Consider the following 21258-nt stretch of genomic DNA (forward strand, 5'->3'; position numbering starts at 1 on the left):
TTCGTACCGGATGGGTTACGCGAAGGAGACAGGCAGATGTCCGGCCACTCTAAATGGGCCACGACGAAGCACAAGAAGGCCGTGATCGACGCCAAGCGCGGCAAGCTCTTCGCGAAGCTGATCAAGAACATCGAGGTCGCGGCGCGCATGGGTGGCGTGGACCTCGACGGAAATCCGACGCTGTACGACGCCGTGCAGAAGGCGAAGAAGTCGTCGGTTCCGAACAAGAACATCGACTCCGCGATCAAGCGGGGCGGCGGTCTCGAGGCCGGTGGCGCCGACTACGAGACGATCATGTACGAGGGTTACGGCCCGAACGGTGTCGCGGTGCTCATCGAGTGCCTCACCGACAACCGCAACCGCGCCGCCTCGGACGTCCGCGTCGCGATGACGCGCAACGGCGGCAACATGGCCGACCCGGGCTCCGTCTCGTACCTCTTCAACCGCAAGGGCGTCGTGATCGTCCCCAAGGGCGAGCTGACCGAGGACGACGTCCTGGGTGCCGTGCTCGACGCGGGTGCCGAGGAGGTCAACGACCTCGGTGAGTCCTTCGAGGTCATCTCCGAGGCCACCGACCTGGTCGCGGTGCGCACCGCCCTGCAGGAAGTCGGAATCGACTACGACTCCGCCGACGCCAACTTCGTCCCGACCATGCAGGTCGAGCTGGACGAGGAGGGCGCTCGGAAGATCTTCAAGCTGATCGACGCCCTCGAGGACAGCGACGACGTGCAGAACGTCTTCGCCAACTTCGACGTGAGCGACGACGTGATGGCGAAGGTCGACGCCTGAGGGCACAGACAGCGCGACGGGCCGACGGGACACACCCTGTCGGCCCGTCGCTTTGTCGGTGGCACCCGATAGCCTGCACAAACTGGGGGCACCTTCCAGCGGTAGCTGGCGGAGATCGAAGATGGGGGGCAGGGGTGCGGGTACTGGGCATTGACCCCGGGTTGACCCGGTGCGGAGTCGGTGTGGTCGAAGGAGTCGCGGGCCGGCCCCTGACCATGCGCGGCGTCGGTGTCGTACGGACCCCGGTGGACGCCGAGTTGGGCGTGCGTCTCGTCGCCATCGAGCAGGGCATCGAGCAGTGGCTCGACGAGCACGAGCCCGAATTCGTCGCCGTGGAGCGGGTGTTCAGCCAGCACAATGTGCGCACGGTGATGGGCACCGCCCAGGCCAGCGCCGTCGCCATGCTCTGCGCCGCCCGGCGCGGCATCCCCGTGGCGCTGCACACCCCGAGTGAGGTCAAGGCCGCCGTCACCGGCAATGGACGTGCGGACAAGGCCCAGGTGGGTGCCATGGTCACGCGTCTGCTGCGGCTCGACGCGCCGCCCAAGCCCGCCGATGCCGCCGACGCCCTCGCCCTGGCCATCTGTCACATCTGGCGCGCCCCCGCCCACAACAGACTTCAGCAGGCAGTCGCGCAGAACCGGCTCCAGCAGGCCGCCGCCCTGCACGCATCGAAACTCGCATCGAAAGGCCGTACCGCATGATCGCCTTCGTCAGCGGCCCGGTCGCCGCCCTCGCCCCCGACTCCGCGGTGGTCGAGGTCGGCGGTATCGGCATCGCGGTCCAGTGCACGCCCAACACACTCTCCGGGCTCCGCATGGGACAGCAGGCCAAGCTCGCCACCTCCCTCGTCGTCCGCGAGGACTCGCTGACCCTGTACGGCTTCGTGGACGACGACGAGCGGCAGACCTTCGAGCTGCTGCAGACCGCGAGCGGCGTCGGCCCGCGCCTCGCGCAGGCCATGCTCGCCGTGCACACCCCCGACGCCCTGCGCCGGGCGGTGTCCACCGGAGACGAGAAGGCGCTCACCGCTGTTCCCGGCATCGGGAAGAAGGGCGCCCAGAAGCTCCTCCTGGAGCTCAAGGACCGCCTCGGCGAACCCCTCGGCACCAGCACGGGCATCGGCGCTCCGGTCAGCAACGGCTGGCGCGACCAGCTGCACGCCGCACTCATCGGTCTCGGGTACGCGACGCGCGAGGCCGACGAGGCGGTCTCCGCGGTCGCCCCGCAGGCCGAGGCCGCCAAGGGCACTCCCCAGGTGGGCCAGCTCCTCAAGGCGGCCCTGCAGACCCTCAACAGAGCACGCTGAACCACCCGCAGCCCTGAGCCCCGATCGATCCACCACACCGCGAGGCACACGTAATGAACTGGGACGACACGACCGACGAGACCGCCGCCGAGCGGCTCGTCGGGGCGTCCGCCGACCGCGAGGACCAGGCCGTCGAGGCCGCCCTGCGTCCCAAGGACCTGGACGAGTTCATCGGCCAGGAGAAGGTCCGCGAGCAGCTCGACCTCGTCCTGCGTGCCGCACGCGCGCGCGGCGCCACCGCCGACCACGTGCTCCTCTCGGGCGCCCCCGGACTCGGCAAGACCACCCTCTCGATGATCATCGCCGCCGAGATGGGCGCCCCGATCCGCATCACCAGCGGCCCCGCGATCCAGCACGCCGGAGACCTCGCCGCGATCCTCTCCTCCCTCCAGGAGGGAGAGGTGCTGTTCCTCGACGAGATCCACCGGATGTCCCGGCCCGCCGAGGAGATGCTCTACATGGCGATGGAGGACTTCCGCGTCGACGTCATCGTCGGCAAGGGCCCCGGCGCCACCGCCATCCCGCTCGAACTGCCCCCGTTCACCCTGGTCGGCGCCACCACGCGCGCGGGACTGCTGCCGCCCCCACTGCGCGATCGCTTCGGCTTCACCGCGCACATGGAGTTCTACGAGCCCGCCGAGCTGGAGCGTGTCATCCACCGCTCCGCCAACCTGCTCGACGTCGAGATCGGCTCCGAAGGGGCCGCCGAGATCGCGGGCCGCTCCAGGGGCACCCCCCGTATCGCCAACCGCCTGCTGCGCCGCGTTCGCGACTACGCGCAGGTCAAGGCCGACGGGATCATCACCCGCGAGATCGCGGCGGCCGCGCTGAAGGTGTACGAGGTCGACGCCCGCGGCCTCGACCGTCTCGACCGGGGTGTCCTGGAAGCCCTGCTCAAGCTCTTCGGCGGCGGCCCGGTCGGCCTGTCCACGCTCGCCGTCGCGGTGGGGGAGGAGCGTGAGACCGTGGAGGAGGTCGCCGAGCCCTTCCTCGTACGGGAGGGACTGCTCGCGCGTACTCCCCGTGGCCGGGTGGCGACACCGGCGGCATGGGCGCATCTCGGCCTGACCCCGCCCCGCCAGGCGGCCGGTGGAAACGGACAACAGGACCTGTTCGGGACGTGACGGCGCGGGTACGTGCCGGGACAGGAACCCCGGTGCCATGCTGAGCGTTGTTCCATGCGTGCGGACTCGCTTAGACTCCGCCGATGCCGCCCTTGTGGGCGGCGCCGACCACCCCCATCCACCAGGCCGCTCTCATCCCGCGGTCGTGCGAAGGAAACTCCGTCCCGTGAATATCGTCACCCTCCTCCCGTTCATCGTGCTCATCGGGGCCATGTTCCTGATGACCCGCTCGGCCAAGCGCAAGCAGCAGCAGGCCGCGTCGATGCGTAATGAGATGCAGCCCGGCGCCGGCGTGCGCACGATCGGGGGCATGTACGCGACGGTGAAGGAGGTCAACGAGGACACGGTCCTCCTTGACGCTGCCCCGGGCGTGGACCTGCTCTTCGCGAAGAACGCGATTGGCGCCGTCCTGACCGACGACGAGTACAACCGCATCGTCCACGGCATCGAGCACGACCTGAAGTCCGACGGCACGGTCGTTCCGGACGACGCCTCCTCCCTCACCGAGACCGACGAGCCCGCCGCCGACGCCTCTTCCGACGCCTCCGACGACAAGCCCATCGACCTCGGCAAGAAGGACGCGGCGGACGAACCGGCCGACGAGCCCGCCGCGGCGAAGGCCGACGAGGTCGACGAAGCAGAGCCGAAGAAGACCGACGGCGAGGCCGACGCGAAGTAGTCACGACCCGGGAGCGCGGCGCGACCCGCTCGCGCCCCGTGCTTCCCGGGACGTGCTGTTCTCGCACGGAGTCCCGACACCATGTCATGGCTGCCCGCGCGCTCACCCGGCGCAGGGCGGCCCGAGAGGGAGTACGAGAAGGTGGCAGCACCGAAGAAGGGCCGGAGCGCGAGCGCCCAGAGCAGGCCGGGGCGCTCACTGGCCCTCATCCTGATCGCCATCGCGGCGCTCACCGGGGGGATGTTCGTCTCCGGGCACCCCACTCCGCGCCTCGGCATCGACCTCGCCGGCGGCACGAGCATCACGCTCACGGCGAAGAACGAGCCGGGCCAGCCCAACGCGATCAACAAGACCAACATGGACACCGCGGTCGACATCATGAACCGCCGTGTCAACGGTCTCGGCGTCTCCGAGGCCGAGGTGCAGACCCAGGGATCCGACAACATCATTGTCAACATCCCCAAGGGCACGAACTCCAAGCAGGCCCGGGAGCAGGTCGGCACCACCGCCAAGCTCTACTTCCGTCCGGTCCTGACCACCCAGGTCTCCGGGTCCGACGCGTCGGCCAGCCCCTCGCCCAGCGCCTCCGGCAAGGCCGGCGACAAGGCGAGCTCGTCGTCGTCCCCGTCGAGCTCCACGACGCCGTCGGCCACCGCCACCTCCCAGGGCCGCGCGGTCACCGACGCCCTGAAGGCCGACTCCACGCCGTCGGCGAGCAGCTCCGCGAGCTCCTCGGCCTCCTCCAGCGCCTCCCCGTCCCCGAGCAGCAGCGTGAACCCCGCGACCGCCAAGCTCGAGGCCGAGTACGCCGCGCTCGACTGCACCGACAAGGCCGCCCGTGCCAAGGCCGGTGACGGTGCCAAGCCCACCGACCCCACCGTGGCCTGTGGCAAGAACTCCTCCGGCCAGTGGCAGAAGTACATCCTGGGCCCGGCCGCGGTGTCCGGCACGGACATCAAGAAGGCCTCCGCCGTCTTCGACACGCAGAGCGCCGCGGGCTGGAAGGTCACCATGGACTTCACGTCCAGTGGCTCCAAGAAGTTCGCCAGCATCACCGGCGAGCTCGCGAAGAACCAGACCCCGCAGAACCAGTTCGCCATCGTCCTCGACGGTGAGGTCGTCTCGGACCCGTACGTCAGCCAGGCGCTGACCGGCGGCAACGCGGAGATCTCCGGCAGCTTCAGCCAGACCGAGGCCCAGGACCTGGCCAACATGCTGAAGTACGGCGCCCTGCCGCTCACCTTCAAGGAGTCGAGCGTCACCACGGTGACCGCCGCCCTCGGTGGCGAGCAGCTGCACGCCGGTCTGATCGCCGGTGCGATCGGCCTCGGCCTGGTCATCATCTACCTGGTGGTCTACTACCGGGGCCTGTCGCTCATCGCCATCGCCTCGCTGATGGTCTCCGCCGTCCTCACCTACGTGATCATGGCGCTGCTCGGCCCCACCATCGGCTTCGCGCTGAACCTGCCGGCCGTCTGCGGTGCGATCGTCGCGATCGGTATCACAGCGGACTCGTTCATCGTGTTCTTCGAACGCATCCGGGACGAGATCCGCGAGGGCCGCTCGCTCCGCCCCGCCGTCGAGCGGGCCTGGCCACGCGCCAGGCGCACCATCCTGGTCTCCGACTTCGTGTCGTTCCTCGCCGCCGCAGTGCTCTTCATCGTCACCGTCGGAAAGGTCCAGGGCTTCGCGTTCACGCTCGGCCTGACCACCCTGCTCGACGTGGTCGTCGTCTTCCTCTTCACCAAGCCGCTGATGACGATCCTCGCCCGCAAGCAGTTCTTCGCGAGCGGCCACAGCTGGTCCGGCCTCGACCCGAAGCGACTGGGCGCCAAGCCGCCGCTGCGCCGCACCCGTCGCCCCTCCGCCCCCGTCGACACGAAGGAGGCGTGAGATGTCGAAACTCGGCACCCTCGGCGCCCGACTGCACCGCGGCGAGATCGGCTACGACTTCGTCGGCAAGCGCAAGATCTGGTACGGCATCTCGATCCTGATCACCATCACGGCCATCCTCGGCCTGACGGTGCGCGGCCTGAACATGGGCATCGAGTTCCAGGGTGGAGCCGTCTTCACCACCCCGAAGCACATGAGTGTCTCGGTGACCCAGGCCGAGTCGTTCGCGCAGGACGCCTCCGGCCACGACGCGATCGTCCAGAAGCTCGGCGACGGCAGCCTGCGCATCCAGATCGCCGGCATCGACACCGACAAGTCCGACCAGATCAAGGAGACGCTCTCCAAGGATCTGAAGGTCGACTCGGAGAAGATCAACGCCGACCTGGTCGGCCCCAGCTGGGGTGACCAGATCGCCAACAAGGCCTGGGAGGGCCTGGCGATCTTCATGGTGCTCGTCGTGATCTACCTGGCGATCGCCTTCGAGTGGCGCATGGCCGTGGCCGCGCTCGTCGCGCTGATCCACGACATCACCATCACGGTCGGCATCTACGCCCTGGTCGGCTTCGAGGTCACACCGGGCACCGTGATCGGTCTGCTCACGATCCTCGGTTACTCGCTCTACGACACGGTCGTCGTCTTCGACAGCCTCAAGGAGCAGACGAAGGCCATCACCAAGCAGACCCGCTACACCTACAGCGAGGTCGCCGACCGCTCGATCAACGGCACCCTGGTCCGCTCCATCAACACCACGGTGGTCGCGCTGCTGCCGGTCGCGGGCCTGCTGTTCATCGGTGGCGGCGTGCTCGGCGCGGGCATGCTGAACGACATCTCGCTGTCGCTGTTCGTCGGCCTCGCGGCCGGTGCGTACTCCTCGATCTTCATCGCCACGCCGCTCGTCGCCGACCTCAAGGAGCGCGAGCCGCAGATGAAGGCCCTGCGCAAGCGCGTGCTCGCCAAGCGGGCCCAGGCCGCCGCGACGGGCGAGTCCCTGGAGCCCGGGGTCAGCGAGGAGTCGTACGGCGACGAGCCGGAGGACGCCGCGCCCGCGGTCGTCGGCCCGCGCAACCAGCCCGCGTCCCGCAACCGGGGCCGCGGCCGTCCCTCGGGGAAGCGCCGATGACCGGCATCGAGGAGCTGCTGCTCAGCCGTATCCGCGACGTGGCCGACTACCCGGAGCCGGGCGTGATGTTCAAGGACATCACCCCGCTCCTGGCGGACCCTTCGGCGTTCACCGCGCTCACCGACGCGCTGGCGGACATCGCCGTCCGCAACGAAGCGACGAAGATCGTCGGCCTGGAGGCCCGCGGCTTCATCCTCGGCGCCCCGGTCGCCGTCCGCGCCGGGCTCGGCTTCATCCCCGTACGCAAGGCGGGCAAGCTCCCCGGAGCGACCCTGTCGCAGGCGTACGACCTGGAGTACGGCTCCGCCGAGATCGAGGTGCACGCCGAGGACCTGGCCGCGGGCGACCGCATCCTGGTCGTCGACGACGTGCTCGCCACCGGCGGCACCGCCGAGGCCTCGCTGCAGCTCATCCGCCGGGCGGGCGCCGAGGTCGCGGGCGTCGCCGTGCTCATGGAGCTCGGCTTCCTGGGCGGCCGCGGCCGTCTGGAGCCGGCCCTGGAGGGCGCTCCGCTGGAGGCGCTGCTCAAGGTCTGAGGATCGAGTCTGAGGGTCGCGTCCGAGCACCCCGGGGAAAGCCCCGGGCAAGCCTCGGGAAAGGCCTGAGACACCCGCAGGACACCGCGGAGGCGGGCCCGGAGGAATCCGGCGCCCGCCTCTCGCGTTCCTCCTGTACGAGGCCGTCCCAGCGGCCGAAAGAGAGTCCGACACTCAGGATCGCTACCATGGGGTTTCCGGAGCCTGACCGGGGGACCCGGAACGCGCACGAGGAGCCCTCTTGCCAGACGAGGCCCAGCCACTCACCGCCGCCAAGCCCGAGCCTGTCTCGGCCCCGGCGAACAAGCCCGCGAAGAACGCCACGAGCGGGCCGGTCGAGCACGCCCAGTCCGCGCCCGACGACAAGGCGGCGGAGCAGCCACGGCCCAAGCCGGCTCCTCCCGAGCGACCCGCGAGCACCCCGGCGATCCGACCGGCGGCGGGCCTGCCCGCCCGCACCGGCGGCTCCTCCAACCGCGTGCGGGCCCGCCTCGCCCGTCTCGGCGTGCAGCGCTCCAACCCGTACAACCCGGTCCTGGAGCCGCTGCTGCGGATAGTGCGCAGCAACGACCCGAAGATCGAGACGGCGACGCTCCGGCAGATCGAGAAGGCCTACCAGGTCGCCGAGCGCTGGCACCGCGGTCAGAAGCGCAAGAGCGGCGACCCGTACATCACGCACCCGCTCGCCGTGACGACGATCCTCGCAGAGCTGGGCATGGACCCGGCCACGCTGATGGCGGGGCTGCTGCACGACACCGTCGAGGACACCGAGTACGGCCTCGACACCCTGCGCCGCGACTTCGGCGACCAGGTCGGCCTCCTCGTCGACGGCGTCACCAAGCTCGACAAGGTCAAGTTCGGCGAGGCCGCGCAGGCCGAGACCGTGCGCAAGATGGTCGTCGCCATGGCCAAGGACCCCCGCGTCCTGGTCATCAAGCTCGCCGACCGCCTGCACAACATGCGCACCATGCGCTACCTCAAGCGCGAGAAGCAGGAGAAGAAGGCGCGCGAGACCCTGGAGATCTACGCGCCGCTCGCCCACCGCCTGGGCATGAACACCATCAAGTGGGAACTGGAAGATCTCGCCTTCGCGATCCTCTACCCCAAGATGTACGACGAGATCGTCCGCCTGGTCGCCGAGCGCGCCCCCAAGCGCGACGAGTACCTCGCCATAGTGACCGACGAGGTCCAGTCCGACCTGCGCGCGGCCCGTATCAAGGCGACCGTCACCGGGCGCCCGAAGCACTACTACAGCGTCTACCAGAAGATGATCGTCCGCGGCCGCGACTTCGCGGAGATCTACGACCTGGTGGGCATCCGCGTCCTCGTCGACACCGTGCGGGACTGCTATGCCGCCCTCGGCACCGTGCACGCGCGATGGAATCCGGTCCCCGGCCGGTTCAAGGACTACATCGCGATGCCCAAGTTCAACATGTACCAGTCGCTGCACACGACGGTCATCGGCCCGAACGGCAAGCCGGTCGAACTGCAGATCCGTACGTTCGACATGCACCGCCGCGCCGAGTACGGCATCGCCGCGCACTGGAAGTACAAGCAGGAGACCGTCGCCGGTTCCTCCAAAATCCGTACGGACGTGCCCCGGGCGGCCAAGGGCAGCGCGGGCCAGGACACCGTCAACGACATGGCGTGGCTGCGCCAGTTGCTCGACTGGCAGAAGGAGACCGAGGACCCCAGCGAGTTCCTGGAGTCCCTGCGCTTCGACCTGTCGCGCAACGAGGTCTTCGTCTTCACACCCAAGGGCGACGTCATAGCGCTCCCGGCGGGCGCGACCCCGGTGGACTTCGCGTACGCGGTCCACACGGAGGTCGGCCACCGCACGATAGGAGCACGGGTCAACGGACGCCTCGTCCCGCTCGAATCCACCCTGGACAACGGGGACTTGGTGGAGGTCTTCACCTCCAAGGCGGCCGGCGCGGGCCCCTCCCGCGACTGGCTCGGCTTCGTGAAGTCGCCGCGCGCCCGCAACAAGATCCGCGCCTGGTTCTCCAAGGAGCGCCGCGACGAGGCGATCGAGCAGGGCAAGGACGCCATCGCCCGCGCGATGCGGAAGCAGAACCTGCCGATCCAGCGCATCCTCACCGGCGACTCCCTGGTCACCCTCGCGCACGAGATGCGCTACCCCGACATCTCGTCCCTGTACGCGGCGATCGGCGAGGGCCATGTCGCCGCGCAGAGCGTCGTGCAGAAGCTGGTGCAGGCACTCGGCGGCGAGGAGGCGGCCACCGAGGAGATCGACGAGAGCGTCCCGCCCGCGCGCGGCCGCGGCCGCAAACGCCGCTCCAACGCCGACCCGGGTGTCGTCGTCAAGGGCGTCGACGACGTCTGGGTCAAGCTCGCCCGCTGTTGTACGCCCGTACCGGGTGACCCGATCATCGGCTTCGTCACCCGCGGCAGCGGCGTTTCGGTTCACCGCAGCGACTGCGTCAACGTCGACTCGCTCTCCCGCGAACCCGAGCGCATCCTCGAGGTCGAGTGGGCGCCCACCCAGTCCTCGGTCTTCCTGGTCGCCATCCAGGTCGAGGCCCTGGACCGCTCCCGGCTGCTGTCGGACGTCACCCGCGTCCTGTCGGACCAGCACGTCAACATCCTGTCGGCGGCCGTCCAGACCTCCCGCGACCGCGTCGCCACCTCCCGCTTCACCTTCGAGATGGGCGACCCCAAGCACCTGGGGCACGTCCTGAAGGCGGTACGGGGCGTGGAGGGCGTGTACGACGTGTATCGCGTGACGTCGGCGCGCAGGCCCTGACCGGGCGACGGGGGACGAGATGGACGGTCGCGGAAGCGATGAATTAGCCGGCCCGGGGCTGGTCGCGGACCGCTACCGGCCGGTGCGGATACTCGGGCGCGGCGGCATGGGCGTCGTCTACGAGGCCGAGGACACGCTCCTGGGCCGCCGTGTCGCCGTGAAGCTGCTGACTGCCGTCGAGGGGCTGTCCGAACACAACGAAACCCTGAGCCGCTTCCGGCGCGAGGCCCGCGCCCTGGCCAGGATCGATCACCCCGGCGTGGTCACGCTGTACGACACCGGGGTGCACGAGGGCACGCCGTACCTCGTGATGCAGGTGCTCGACGGGATGAGCCTGGCGGATCTGGTCGCGGCGACGGGCCCGCTGGCGCCGGCCGCGGTGTGCGAGGTGGCGCTCGGTGTCGCAGGGGCGCTCGCCGCGGCGCACGAGGCCGGGGTGCTGCACCGCGACGTCAAACCCTCCAACGTCGGCATCGGCAGGGACGGACGGGTCGTCCTCCAGGACTTCGGGCTCGCCCGCCTCGCCGGTGAGTCGGCGATCACCCGCACCGGGGTACTGATGGGGACCCCGCAGTTCATCGCGCCGGAGACCATCCGCGGGGTGCTGCCGGGGCCGTCCGCCGACCTCTATGGTCTCGGGGCGTGCATGTACCTGATGATCACGGGCGAGCTGCCGTTCGGCGAAACCATGGACGTCGGTGCCGTGGTGGAGCGGGCGCTGGGAGTCGGCATCCCCCGGCTGAGCGGCCGTGATCTGCCGTATCCGGCCGACCTGCGACAGCTCGTGGACCGGCTGTGCGCGCAGGATCCCGGCGACCGCCCCGCCCTGGCATTCGCCCAGTCGCGGCTCGAACTCCTGGCGGGAGACGGCACGGACGCACTCGCCGACCTGTTGGCGCTGCACATCCGCGACGACGCCGTGCACAGCGCCCTTGAGCGGAACCCGAGCGTGATCGAGGTACCCGAGTACGACTGGGCCGAGGCACGCACCGGTTCACCGCCGGACGCCGCGCAGCCCGGTCCGTTCCGGCCGCCGACCCTCAGCGACGCCACCCGCCGTATCGTCCTGAGCAGCATGACCCCGCAGAACGCGCTGTCGAGGCAGCGGGAGGCGGTCAACCTGGTGCTGCGCGGCGAACTCCGGGAAGCGGCACAGATGTTGTCGGTGATCGTACCGGTCTGTCTGTCGTCGCTCGGCCCCGCACATCCCACCACCCTGACCAGCCAGTACTGGCAGGCGGTGTGCCTGGCCCGGCTCGGTGCCGGAGGCGAGGCACTGGAGCTTTTCTCCCAGGTGAACAGACATGTCGGCCCAAGAACGGACGGAACCGATGACTGACTTCGTCGCGGGGATCGCAGCGATCCCGGCGGCCACGGGGGCCGCGACGGCGCCGGGTGCCGAGGACGAACTCCGCTCCCTGCTGCGCTGGTTGCACGAGGACGAGACGCTCGACGTACGCGCCCGGATCATGGGCGAGCCGCTCTCCGCACACCACATGGGATCGGGCTTCGACCTGCTCCAACTCGCCGTCGGCAGCGGGCTGTCCACCGCCTCGCTGGTCGTCTCCGTGCTCCAATGGCAGACGTCGCGGCGCAGTGGCCCCGCCGTCACGCTGCGCCGCGGCGAGATCGAGGTGCTCCTGACACTGGACACGGCACGCGACGAGGAGGCGCTGCGCCGGATCGTCGAACTCCTCGACCGGGAGGAAGCCGGGCGTGACCTCGACGCTCCCTGACCCGACGCGTTCCCGGGCCGTCCTCATAGGAACCGCCTCGTACCGTCACCTGCCGCAACTGCCCGCCGTCGAGGCCAACGTGGTGGACCTGGCCGCCGAGCTGTGCGACGCCACGGTCTGGGGGCTCCCCGTCCAGCACTGCACCGTCGTCACCGACCCGCAGAGCCCCCCGGCCATGCTCGACCCCGTCCACCGGGCGGGCGAGGAGGCCACCGACACCCTGATCGTGTACTACGCCGGGCATGGCATGCGCGACTCCGAGTCCGCGGACCTGTACCTCGCGCTCGGCGACTCCCGCGACCACATGGGCTACACCGCCGTCGCCTACCAGCATCTGCGGACCGCCCTGCGTGCCTCCCGCGCCCGGCGCAAGGTCGTTGTCCTCGACTGCTGCTTCAGCGGCCGCGCCGCACGCACTCTTGTCGGCGGCGACGTGCTTGCCGCGCAGGCGGCCGTCGACGGCGCCTTCGTGCTCACCGCCTCGCCCCGCGACCGGGTGGCGCTGGCGCCCGACGGCGAGCGCTACACCGCATTCACCGGCGAGCTGCTGACCGTCCTGCGGCACGGCGTCCACGACGGACCCGAACTGATCGACCTCGACACCCTCTACCGCGTCCTGGAGGAACGCCTGCGCGCCAAGAACCGCCCGCTGCCGCAGCGCTCCCAGGAGAACGCCGTGGGGCGGCTGCCCCTCGCCCGCAACAAGGCCCGCGCCGGCCGCCACACGCCCGCGGGCCCCGTCCTCGCCGCCGACGTACACGCCGCCATGGTCGCCACCGGCCTCAACGTGGCCCGGGCCCTGCGCGCCGCCGGCAACACCCGCGACGCCCTCCCCGTGCTGCGGCTCGCTCTCCAGGAGCAGGCCGGCGACGGACAGGGCGACCTGCTCGCCGTACAACTGGAACTCTCCGAGCTGCTCGCCGAGTCCGGGCAGATCCGGGAGGCGATCGAGGTCCTGGAGCTCGCCTTCCAGCAGGTGCACAAGCTGTACGGGCCCGAAGCGATCCTCGTCTGCCGGCGGCTCGCCGATCTGCTGCAGGAGTCCGGCAATCACATCCAGGCGTGCGAGGTGCTCAAGCACGCCCTCGACATCGCCGAGCAGGGCGGTCGGCGAACCCCCTCATGAACGCGGAACGGCCCGGCGGTGGGAAACCCACCGCCGGGCCGTTGCGAAGGAAAACCGGGCCGCACCGCGGCGACCCACCGGTCGACCTGTCAGCCGCCGAACTCCTGCAGACCCTTCAGAGCCTGGTCGAGCAGCGCCTGGCGGCCTTCGAGCTCCTTCTGGAGCTTGTCTGCCTTGGACGTGTTGCCCGCGGAGCGAGCCGCCTCGATCTGGCTCTGGAGCTTGTCCACGGCGGCCTGGAGCTGACCGGTCAGCCCCTCGGCACGCGCGCGTGCCTCCGGGTTGGTCCGGCGCCACTCGGCCTCCTCGGACTCCTGGAGAGCGCGCTCCACCGCGTGCATCCGGCCCTCGACCTTCGGGCGGGCGTCGCGCGGCACATGGCCGATGGCCTCCCAGCGCTCGTTGATGGAGCGGAAGGCGGCGCGGGCGGCCTTGAGGTCCGTCACCGGGACGAGCTTCTCGGCCTCCTCGGCCAGCTCCTCCTTGAGCTTGAGGTTCTCCGACTGCTCCGCGTCTCGCTCGGCGAAGACGGAGCTGCGCGCTGCGAAGAACACGTCCTGGGCGCCGCGGAAACGGTTCCACAGGTCGTCCTCGTGCTCACGCTGGGCGCGGCCCGCGGCCTTCCAGTCGGCCATCAGCTCGCGGTAGCGCGCCGCCGTCGGACCCCAGTCGGCCGAGCCGGACAGCGACTCGGCCTCGGCGACCAGCTTCTCCTTGGTCTTGCGGGCCTCCTCGCGCTGCGCGTCCAGCGAGGCGAAGTGCGCCTTGCGGCGCTTGGAGAACGCCGAGCGCGCGTGCGAGAAGCGGTGCCACAGCTCGTCGTCCGACTTGCGGTCGAGTCGTGGCAGCCCCTTCCACGTGTCCACCAGGGAGCGCAGCCGCTCACCGGCCGCCCGCCACTGGTCACTCTGCGCCAGCTCCTCGGCCTCGACGACCAGCGCCTCCTTGGAGTGCCGCGCCTCGTCGGACTGCTTGGCCCGCTGGGCCTTGCGCTCCTCACGGCGCGCGTCGACCGTCTCGACGAGCTTGTCCAGCCGCTTCCGCAGCGCTTCCAGATCACCGACCGCGTGGTGGGCGTCCACCTGCTCGCGGATGTGGTCGATGGCGGTCTGGGCGTCCTTCGCCGACAGGTCGGTGGTCTTCACTCGCTTCTCGAGGAGGCCGATCTCGACAACCAGGCCTTCGTACTTGCGCTCGAAGTAGGCCAACGCCTCATCAGGAGAGCCGGCCTGCCAGGAACCGACGACCTGCTCGCCGTCGGCCGTACGCACGTACACGGTCCCCGTCTCGTCGACGCGGCCCCACGGGTCGCTGCTCACAGCGCCTCCTCCACATGATGCCTGTCAGGGGCGTCAGCGCCCCCTGGCATCGTCCACAGTTTCGTCACGGCCAACATAGGCGACCAGCGGGTTGCCTGTCCGCATCCCGCGCGACCGAAGTTCCGCAGTTGACGGTCAGGATTTCGTGACAGTCGCCTTGTTGATCACCACGGTCGCGTTCGGTGCGGTGTTGCCCGTCTGAGGATCGGCGGGCTGCGCACCGGCGGCAGCAATCTTCTTGAGGACCTTCATTCCCGCATCGGACACCGTTCCGAACGGTGTGTAGTCGGGCGGCAGCTGACTGTCCTGGTAGACGAGGAAGAACTGGCTGCCACCTGTGTGGCGTCCCTGCTTCGTCTGGGCGTTGTACTGGTTCGCCATCGCAACGGTGCCCGCCGGATACACGTTGCCTGTGAGGCTTTTGTCCTTCAGGTTCTCGTCCGGGATCGTGTAGCCGGGACCGCCGGCGCCGGTGCCCTGCGGGTCACCGCACTGCAGCACGTAGATGCCGTCGGTGGTGAGCCGGTGGCACTTGGTGTGGTCGAAGAAGCCCTTGGCCGCGAGGAAGTTGAACGAGTTCACGGTGTGCGGGGCGGCGGCCGTCTTGAGCGCGATGTCCATGTCACCGCACGTCGTCGCCATCTTCATCGTGTAGTCCGCGGACTTGTCGATGATGATCGCCGGCTCCTTCTTCCAGCTCAGCGACTTCACCTTGCCCGCCGCGGCCTTCTCGCACGGATCCGGCGCCTTGCTCGTCGGCGTGGCGCTCGGGGTCACCTCGGCGCCCGCGTTGGCCTTCTTGTCGTCGTTCTTGAAGACCCCGGTCGCGTACGACACGACACTGCCCACCACGACGATGCCGAGGACCGAGGCGACCACCGCGTTGCGTGCGTGTGTCTTGCGTCGCGCGGCCGTGCGCCGCTGCTGCTGTCGCAAGAACTTCTCCCGGGCGAGCTGACGCCGCCGCTGTTCCTGGCTGACCACCGGGTTTTCTCCTCATGCGTCTCGTACGTCAAGTGGGACGCGTGCGTCTTGTGAGCCGACCGCCTGCGTGTGCCCCGTACCGTATATGGGTTCGCTGAGGAATCGGCAGCGCCGGTAGGCTCTGATCCACAGCCGCCCACCTCGTACGAGACAACCGCGTACGCCACCACGAAGGACGATCGTGCTCATTGCCGGGTTCCCCGCCGGGGCCTGGGGGACCAACTGTTACCTGGTCGCCCCCGCCGCGGGTGAGGAGTGCGTGATCATCGACCCGGGCCATCAGGCCGCCCAGGGAGTCGAGGACGCACTCAAGAAGCATCGGCTCAAGCCCGTCGCGGTCATCCTCACCCACGGACACATCGACCACGTCGCCTCGGTCGTTCCGGTCTGCGGAGCGCACGACGTACCGGCGTGGATCCACCCCGAGGACCGGTACATGATGAGCGACCCGGAGAAGGCGCTCGGCCGGTCCATCGGAATGCCGCTGATGGGCGAGCTGACGGTGGGGGAGCCGGACGACGTGAAGGAGCTGACCGACGGCGCGAAGCTGGCGCTGGCCGGTCTGGAGCTGTCCGTCGCGCACGCGCCCGGTCATACCAAGGGGTCGGTGACCTTCCAGATGCCCGAGAGCGCGGACATCCCGTCCGTGTTCTTCTCCGGGGATCTGCTGTTCGCCGGCTCCATCGGACGCACCGACCTGCCGGGCGGCTCCCACGCCGAGATCCTCGACTCGCTGGCCCGTGTGTGCCTGCCGCTCGACGACTCGACCGTGGTGCTGTCCGGCCACGGCCCCCAGACGACCATCGGCCAGGAACGCGCCACCAATCCGTACGTGCGGCAGGTGGCCGCCGGCCTGGGAGCGGACCCGACCTCCGCTCCTCGACGAGGAATGTGACGAGAGACTTCCGTGAGCACCTTCAAGGCCCCCAAGGGCACGTACGACCTGATTCCGCCGGAGAGCGCGAAGTATCTCGCGGTGCGCGAGGCGATCGCCGCGCCGCTGCGCAACTCCGGCTACGGCTACATCGAGACCCCCGGCTTCGAGAACGTCGAGCTGTTCGCGCGCGGGGTCGGTGAGTCCACCGACATCGTGACCAAGGAGATGTACGCCTTCGAGACCAAGGGCGGCGACAAGCTGGCCCTGCGTCCGGAGGGCACGGCCTCCGTGCTGCGCGCGGCTCTGGAGGCCAACCTGCACAAGGCGGGCAACCTCCCCGTCAAGCTCTGGTACTCGGGCTCGTACTACCGCTACGAGCGTCCCCAGAAGGGCCGTTACCGCCACTTCTCCCAGGTGGGCGCCGAGGCGATCGGAGCCGAGGACCCGGCGCTGGACGCCGAGCTGATCATCCTGGCGGACCAGGCGTACCGCTCGCTGGGGCTGCGCAACTTCCGGATCCTGCTGAACTCCCTCGGCGACAAGGAGTGCCGCCCCGTCTACCGGGCCGCCCTGCAGGACTTCCTGCGCGGCCTGAATCTGGACGAGGACACCCTCCGCCGCGCCGAGATCAACCCCCTGCGCATCCTCGACGACAAGCGCGACGACGTCCAGAAGCAGCTGGTGGGAGTCCCGCTCCTGCGGGACTACCTGTGCGACGCGTGCAAGGCGTACCACGAGGAGGTGCGCGAGCTGATCACGGCTGCGGGTGTCTCCTTCGAGGACGACCCGAAGCTGGTGCGCGGTCTCGACTACTACACCCGTACGACCTTCGAGTTCATCCACGACGGTCTGGGCTCCCAGTCCGCGGTGGGTGGCGGCGGCCGTTACGACGGCCTGTCCGAGATGATCGGCGGTCCCGCGCTGCCCTCGGTGGGCTGGGCGCTGGGTGTCGACCGTACGGTCCTCGCCCTGGAAGCCGAAGGTGTCTCGCTCGAACTGCCCGCGTCCACCAGTGTGTTCGCGGTGCCGCTCGGGGAGGAGGCGCGGCGGCTGCTGTTCGGTGTGGTCACGGCGTTGCGCAAGGCCGGGGTCGCGGCGGACTTCTCCTACGGCGCGAAGGGGCTCAAGGGCGCGATGAAGAACGCGAACCGGTCGGGTGCGCGGTACACCATCGTCGCCGGTGAGCGGGATCTCGCCGAGGGCGTGGTGCAGCTCAAGGACATGGAGTCCGGCGAGCAGACCGCGGTGTCCGTCGACGGGATCGTGGCGGAGCTGGAGTCGAGGCTGGGCTGAGGGGCGCGGGCGGGCGCCGGAGCGGTGTTTCGCCCCCTCCGCCCCTGCCCGTCCCGTACCAGCCCTAAAAAGGGGCGCGGGGAACCGCGCAGTCTTTTGCGGGTCTGGGGGCGCAGCCCCCAGGTACGGGACAGGCAGGGGCGGAGGGGGCGACTGCATCCGTCAGCGGCTCCGCCGCGGGCCTCACTCCAGCAACCCGAACCGCATCGCACTGGTCACCGCAGCCGTCCGGTCATCCACCCCCAACTTCCCGAAGACCCGCAGCAGATGGGTCTTCACGGTGGACTCCCCGATGAAGAGCCGACGCCCGATCTCGGCGTTGGTGCACCCCTCGGCGACCAGCCGAAGCACCGCGGTCTCACGCTCCGACAACCGCGGCCGCTCAGGCTTCGTACGCAGCTGGTCCACGAGACGCGCGGCCACGGACGGCGCCAAGACGGTCTCCCCACGGGCAGCGGCGCGAACCGCGTCCGCGAGTTCGGCCCGCGGCAGGTCCTTCAGCAGATAGCCCGCGGCCCCCGCCTCCACCGCCCGCAGAATGTCCCGGTCCGTCTCGTACGTCGTCAGCACGATGACCCGGCACGACAATCCCGCCTGCGTCATACGGACGATCGAGTCGACGCCCCCGCCCTCCGGCATCCGCAGGTCCATGAGGACGATGTCGGGCCGGAGTTCGGCGGCCAGCGCCTCCGCCTGCGGTCCGCTGGACGCGTCGGCGATCACATCGAGGTCGGGCTCGGCGCTGAGCATGGCGCGCAGCCCTTCGCGTACGACGGGATGGTCGTCGGCGAGGATGATCCGGATCACGAGTCGCTCCTGGGGACGGGCAGGCACACGGTGACGGTCGTGCCGGTGCCGGGCGTACTGCGTACCTGCGCCGTACCGCCCACCTCGGCGGCCCGTGCGCGCAACCCCGCCAGACCGTAGCCGTCGACCGGTGCGGCGGGGTCGAAGCCGCAGCCGTCGTCGCGCACGGAGACGGCCAGCGAATCGTCGGCGTAGGCCAGCACGACCGCGACCGCGGCCGAACTCCCCGCGTGCTTAAGGGCGTTCGCCAGCGCCTCCTGGCAGGAGCGCAGGACGACGACCTCGGGCCCGGCGGGCAGCGCGCGCACCGCGCCGGTCACGTCGACCGTCGCGTCATGGCGGGCGGCGAGCCGGCGCAGCGCGTCGGGCAGCGAGGCGCCGTCGAGGTCGGCGGGCGCGCCGCCCGTGACCAGGGCCCGTGCCTCGGCGAGGTTCTGCCGGGCGGTCTCGGCCATCAGGGCCAGGTGACGGCGGGCCTGGGGCACGTCGTGGTCCAGCTCGGCGTCGACGGCCTGGACCAGCATCAGCAGACTGGTGAAGCCCTGCGCGAGGGTGTCGTGGATCTCCCGGGAGAACCGCTCCCGCTCGGCCAGCGCGCCGTGTGCGGCCGAGAGACGGGAGATCTCGTGGCGGCTGGCGTCCAACTCGGCGATCAGCTCGGCCCGTTCCTGGCTCTGCTCGATGATGCGGATGATCCAGCTGCCGAGGGCCGCGGAGAAGACGAGGGTGACCACGGCGAAGACGGTGTTGAAGAAGACGTCCTGGTCACTGGGCCACCAGAGCAGCGCCCAGCCCACCACCGGCGCGATGTTGATGACGGTCACGGCCGTCAGCGCCCGGCGAAGGCGGAGGCCGATGAAGCACTGCGGAACCAGTGCGAACGTCATCAAGCGGGTCTCGCCGACCAGGACGCCGGGCGGCAGGAACAGCACGACCGCGCCCGCGATGTAGCCGAGGGCGCGATGCTCGTCCGGGCTCTCGGCCGTGAGGACGGGGCGTCCGACCGCCAGATACCAGGGAATCAGCAGCAGAAGCAGTGCGCCGGCGGCGACGCGGATGTGCCACCCCGGATGGCTCGTGCCCAGCACGAACACCAGGGTGGCCACCCAAACGATCGCGAAGTACGAGTCCCACAGCCGGAACGAGCGGTCCCAGGTGTTCGACTCGCGTGCTCCGGCCGGACCCGTCATCCGTCGCGCCGGTTCTTCCACCGGAAAGTCAGCAGGCACAGCAGCAATCCTCCGACGCACCAGGCCCCGAGCACCAGGGCGATCCGCCCGAACTCCCAGCCACCCGCCTGTTCGAGGACCTTCGCCGACTCGGGCAGGAAGACCCCGCGCAGCCCCTGGCACATCCACTTCAGCGGGAACAGCGCGCCGATGTTCAGCATCCAGTCCGGGATGGTGTCGATGGCGATGTACACCCCGGAGATGAACTGGAGGACCAGGAAGGGCAGTACGACCACCGACGTGGCGCTCTTGCCGGATTTCGGGACCGAGCTGATCGCGATGCCGAGCAGGGCGCAGGACGTGAGGCCCAGGACGAAGATCCAGGCGAAGTCCGCCCACGTGCCGAGGTCCGAGGGCAGGTCCACGTCGTAGAGCGTCGTGCCGACGAGGAGCAGGATCGCGGTCTCCAGGGCGCCGGTCACCAGAACCAGCCAGATCTTGCCGAGGAAGTACGCGGCCGGTGGCATGGGTGTGCCGCGCAGCCGGCGCAGCACCTTCTCGTCCCGTTCGATCGCGATCGAGATCCCGAGGGACTGGAAGCTCGTGGACATGATGCCCGCCGCCATCATGGCGGGGACGTACAGCTGGGAGGCGGTGATGCCGGCTCCCCGGACGTCGTCGCTGAAGATCGAGGCGAAGAGGAAGAGGAAGACGACCGGGAAAGCGAAGGTGAACACCACCTGGTCGCGCTGGCGGAAGAACTGCTTGATCTCCAGGGCGCCCCGCTGGAGGCCGAGCCCCCAGGCGCCTGGCAGCCTGCCCGATGAGGTCTCGCTGTGCGCGCGTACGGCGGTCGTGGTCATCGCGCGTCCTCCTGCCCGGTCAGCCGCAGATAGACGTCCTCCAAGGTGGGGCGGCTCACCCGCAGCCCCGGGATCTCGCCGTCGAAGCGGTGCATGAGCTCGGCGACGGTCCTGGTGGGCGTGTCCGTGCGCTCCTCGCGCGGGGTGCCGTCGGGCTCCGTCCACTCGACGGTCGCCTCGGTGCCGAAGCGCTCGCGCAGCGCGGACGGCTCGCCCTCGGCGACCACCCGGCCCTTCGCGATGACCGCGAGACGGTGCGCGAGCGCCTCCGCCTCCTCCAGGTAGTGCGTGGTGAGCAGGATCGTCGTGCCCTCGTCGGCGAGCTTCCGGATCAGTTCCCAGAACTGCCGCCGCGCGGCAGGGTCGAAGCCGGTCGTCGGTTCGTCCAGGAGCAGCAGCTCGGGACCGCCGATCACACCGAGCGCCACGTCCAGGCGCCTGCGCTGGCCACCGGAGAGCGCCTTGACTCGGCTGCCCGCCTTCTCCTCCAGACCGACCAGGCCGATGACTTCCTCCGGGTCGCGGGGCTTCGGGTAATAGCGGGCGAAGTGCCGCACGGTCTCGCGCACCGTCAACTCGGCGGGCGCGGATTCGTCCTGCCAGACGATGCCGACGCGCGAGCGCCACGCGCGCGTGCCCGTCGCCGGATCCGCGCCGAGCACCGAGACCTCGCCCGCGTCCCGGCCGCGGTTGCCCTGGAGGATCTCCACCGTGGTGCTCTTGCCCGCTCCATTGGGCCCGAGCAGGCCGAACACCTCGCCCTGCCGTATGCCGAGATCGATGCCGTCGACGGCGGTCACGTCTCCGTACTGCTTGCGCAGCCCCCGTACGTCCACCGCGAGTTGGTTCGCGTGTGTTGTCATGCCG

Annotated in this window: 20 protein-coding genes; 14 read left to right on the plus strand and 6 right to left on the minus strand. The window is 69.9% G+C overall.

All coding sequences use genetic code 11. From position 1 onward, the window contains the following. Positions 1-36 precede the first annotated feature (36 nt). The 12 genes from ACZ4RZ_RS15965 to ACZ4RZ_RS16020 all read left to right on the plus strand — a co-directional run bounded on the left by ACZ4RZ_RS15965 (position 37) and on the right by ACZ4RZ_RS16020 (position 13079). Entirely contained in the window at positions 37-789 is a 753-nt protein-coding gene (locus ACZ4RZ_RS15965; RefSeq protein ID WP_467745002.1) for a YebC/PmpR family DNA-binding transcriptional regulator, read from the plus strand. 134 nt (positions 790-923) lie between these two features. Further along, on the plus strand, positions 924-1493 hold the full coding sequence (gene ruvC / locus ACZ4RZ_RS15970; RefSeq protein ID WP_467745003.1) for a crossover junction endodeoxyribonuclease RuvC: 570 nt from the start codon (positions 924-926) through the stop codon (positions 1491-1493). Continuing rightward, positions 1490-2098: a Holliday junction branch migration protein RuvA gene (gene ruvA / locus ACZ4RZ_RS15975; protein ID WP_467745004.1), complete on the plus strand. Its 609-nt coding sequence runs from the start codon at positions 1490-1492 to the stop codon at positions 2096-2098. The genes ruvC and ruvA overlap by 4 nt, the downstream gene beginning before the upstream one ends. 53 nt (positions 2099-2151) lie before the next feature. After that, the gene (gene ruvB, locus ACZ4RZ_RS15980; protein WP_467745006.1) at positions 2152-3222 is read left to right on the plus strand and encodes a Holliday junction branch migration DNA helicase RuvB; all 1071 of its coding nucleotides are present in this window, start codon (positions 2152-2154) and stop codon (positions 3220-3222) included. A gap of 166 nt (positions 3223-3388) precedes the next feature. Further along, complete coding sequence (yajC, locus tag ACZ4RZ_RS15985) at positions 3389-3901, plus strand: preprotein translocase subunit YajC (protein WP_467745008.1); 513 nt, start codon at positions 3389-3391, stop codon at positions 3899-3901. Positions 3902-4042: 141 nt separating this feature from the next. Then, entirely contained in the window at positions 4043-5794 is a 1752-nt protein-coding gene (gene secD, locus ACZ4RZ_RS15990; RefSeq protein ID WP_467745010.1) for a protein translocase subunit SecD, read from the plus strand. A gap of 1 nt (position 5795) precedes the next feature. Further along, positions 5796-6914, plus strand: coding sequence for a protein translocase subunit SecF (gene secF / locus ACZ4RZ_RS15995; RefSeq protein ID WP_467745012.1), 1119 nt, complete (start codon positions 5796-5798; stop codon positions 6912-6914). Further along, positions 6911-7450, plus strand: coding sequence for an adenine phosphoribosyltransferase (locus ACZ4RZ_RS16000; protein WP_467745014.1), 540 nt, complete (start codon positions 6911-6913; stop codon positions 7448-7450). The genes secF and ACZ4RZ_RS16000 overlap by 4 nt, the downstream gene beginning before the upstream one ends. Before the next feature lie 241 nt (positions 7451-7691). Beyond that, positions 7692-10217, plus strand: coding sequence for a RelA/SpoT family protein (locus tag ACZ4RZ_RS16005; protein WP_467745016.1), 2526 nt, complete (start codon positions 7692-7694; stop codon positions 10215-10217). Positions 10218-10236: 19 nt separating this feature from the next. After that, positions 10237-11556: a serine/threonine-protein kinase gene (locus ACZ4RZ_RS16010; protein ID WP_467745017.1), complete on the plus strand. Its 1320-nt coding sequence runs from the start codon at positions 10237-10239 to the stop codon at positions 11554-11556. Next, positions 11549-11953: an effector-associated constant component EACC1 gene (locus ACZ4RZ_RS16015; RefSeq protein WP_467745018.1), complete on the plus strand. Its 405-nt coding sequence runs from the start codon at positions 11549-11551 to the stop codon at positions 11951-11953. Before ACZ4RZ_RS16010 ends, ACZ4RZ_RS16015 begins: the two co-directional genes overlap by 8 nt. Then, complete coding sequence (locus tag ACZ4RZ_RS16020; RefSeq protein ID WP_467745020.1) at positions 11934-13079, plus strand: caspase family protein; 1146 nt, start codon at positions 11934-11936, stop codon at positions 13077-13079. Before ACZ4RZ_RS16015 ends, ACZ4RZ_RS16020 begins: the two co-directional genes overlap by 20 nt. An 89-nt stretch (positions 13080-13168) precedes the next feature. On the opposite strand, the gene ACZ4RZ_RS16025 is transcribed toward ACZ4RZ_RS16020, so the two are convergent. Both ACZ4RZ_RS16025 and ACZ4RZ_RS16030 read right to left on the minus strand, forming a co-directional pair. Beyond that, a complete protein-coding gene (locus tag ACZ4RZ_RS16025) occupies positions 13169-14398 on the minus strand; it encodes a DUF349 domain-containing protein (RefSeq protein WP_467745022.1) in 1230 nt (409 codons plus the stop codon). A 135-nt stretch (positions 14399-14533) separates the two neighbouring features. Next, positions 14534-15382 carry a peptidylprolyl isomerase gene (locus ACZ4RZ_RS16030; RefSeq protein WP_467745024.1) on the minus strand — a complete coding sequence of 283 codons (849 nt, stop codon included), beginning with the start codon at positions 15380-15382 and terminating at the stop codon, positions 14534-14536. A gap of 181 nt (positions 15383-15563) precedes the next feature. Between ACZ4RZ_RS16030 and ACZ4RZ_RS16035 the strand changes: the two genes are divergently transcribed. Both ACZ4RZ_RS16035 and hisS read left to right on the plus strand, forming a co-directional pair. Then, the gene (locus tag ACZ4RZ_RS16035; protein WP_467745025.1) at positions 15564-16277 is read left to right on the plus strand and encodes an MBL fold metallo-hydrolase; all 714 of its coding nucleotides are present in this window, start codon (positions 15564-15566) and stop codon (positions 16275-16277) included. 12 nt (positions 16278-16289) lie between these two features. Next, a complete protein-coding gene (gene hisS / locus ACZ4RZ_RS16040) occupies positions 16290-17552 on the plus strand; it encodes a histidine--tRNA ligase (protein WP_467745027.1) in 1263 nt (420 codons plus the stop codon). A 183-nt stretch (positions 17553-17735) separates the two neighbouring features. Here the strand turns inward: hisS and ACZ4RZ_RS16045 are convergent, their stop codons facing one another. Genes ACZ4RZ_RS16045 through ACZ4RZ_RS16060 form a run of 4 tightly spaced genes read right to left on the minus strand, consistent with a single transcriptional unit; the run spans position 17736 to position 21254 of the window. Next, positions 17736-18359 (minus strand): response regulator, encoded by a 624-nt coding sequence (locus tag ACZ4RZ_RS16045; protein ID WP_467745029.1) that lies wholly within the window; start codon positions 18357-18359, stop codon positions 17736-17738. Continuing rightward, positions 18356-19549 (minus strand): sensor histidine kinase, encoded by a 1194-nt coding sequence (locus tag ACZ4RZ_RS16050; protein ID WP_467745031.1) that lies wholly within the window; start codon positions 19547-19549, stop codon positions 18356-18358. Before ACZ4RZ_RS16050 ends, ACZ4RZ_RS16045 begins: the two co-directional genes overlap by 4 nt. Next, positions 19546-20391 (minus strand): ABC transporter permease, encoded by an 846-nt coding sequence (locus ACZ4RZ_RS16055; RefSeq protein ID WP_467745032.1) that lies wholly within the window; start codon positions 20389-20391, stop codon positions 19546-19548. The genes ACZ4RZ_RS16050 and ACZ4RZ_RS16055 overlap by 4 nt, the downstream gene beginning before the upstream one ends. After that, positions 20388-21254 (minus strand): ABC transporter ATP-binding protein, encoded by an 867-nt coding sequence (locus ACZ4RZ_RS16060; protein WP_467745034.1) that lies wholly within the window; start codon positions 21252-21254, stop codon positions 20388-20390. Before ACZ4RZ_RS16060 ends, ACZ4RZ_RS16055 begins: the two co-directional genes overlap by 4 nt. Between the last annotated feature and the right edge of the window lie 4 nt (positions 21255-21258).

This window comes from Streptomyces sp. NPDC027189 (assembly GCF_055566975.1).

Bases quoted from the DNA above. Each gene is read 5' to 3' on its own strand.
- ACZ4RZ_RS16015 (WP_467745018.1), top strand. From the start codon at position 11,549: ATGACTGACTTCGTCGCGGGGATCGCAGCGATCCCGGCGGCCACGGGG.
- ACZ4RZ_RS16000 (WP_467745014.1), top strand. From the start codon at position 6,911: ATGACCGGCATCGAGGAGCTGCTGCTCAGCCGTATCCGCGACGTGGCC.
- ruvA (WP_467745004.1), top strand. From the start codon at position 1,490: ATGATCGCCTTCGTCAGCGGCCCGGTCGCCGCCCTCGCCCCCGACTCC.
- secF (WP_467745012.1), top strand. From the start codon at position 5,796: ATGTCGAAACTCGGCACCCTCGGCGCCCGACTGCACCGCGGCGAGATC.
- ACZ4RZ_RS16055 (WP_467745032.1), bottom strand. From the start codon at position 20,391: ATGACCACGACCGCCGTACGCGCGCACAGCGAGACCTCATCGGGCAGG.
- ruvB (WP_467745006.1), top strand. From the start codon at position 2,152: ATGAACTGGGACGACACGACCGACGAGACCGCCGCCGAGCGGCTCGTC.
- ACZ4RZ_RS16050 (WP_467745031.1), bottom strand. From the start codon at position 19,549: ATGACGGGTCCGGCCGGAGCACGCGAGTCGAACACCTGGGACCGCTCG.
- ACZ4RZ_RS16010 (WP_467745017.1), top strand. From the start codon at position 10,237: ATGGACGGTCGCGGAAGCGATGAATTAGCCGGCCCGGGGCTGGTCGCG.
- ACZ4RZ_RS16060 (WP_467745034.1), bottom strand. From the start codon at position 21,254: ATGACAACACACGCGAACCAACTCGCGGTGGACGTACGGGGGCTGCGC.
- ACZ4RZ_RS15965 (WP_467745002.1), top strand. From the start codon at position 37: ATGTCCGGCCACTCTAAATGGGCCACGACGAAGCACAAGAAGGCCGTG.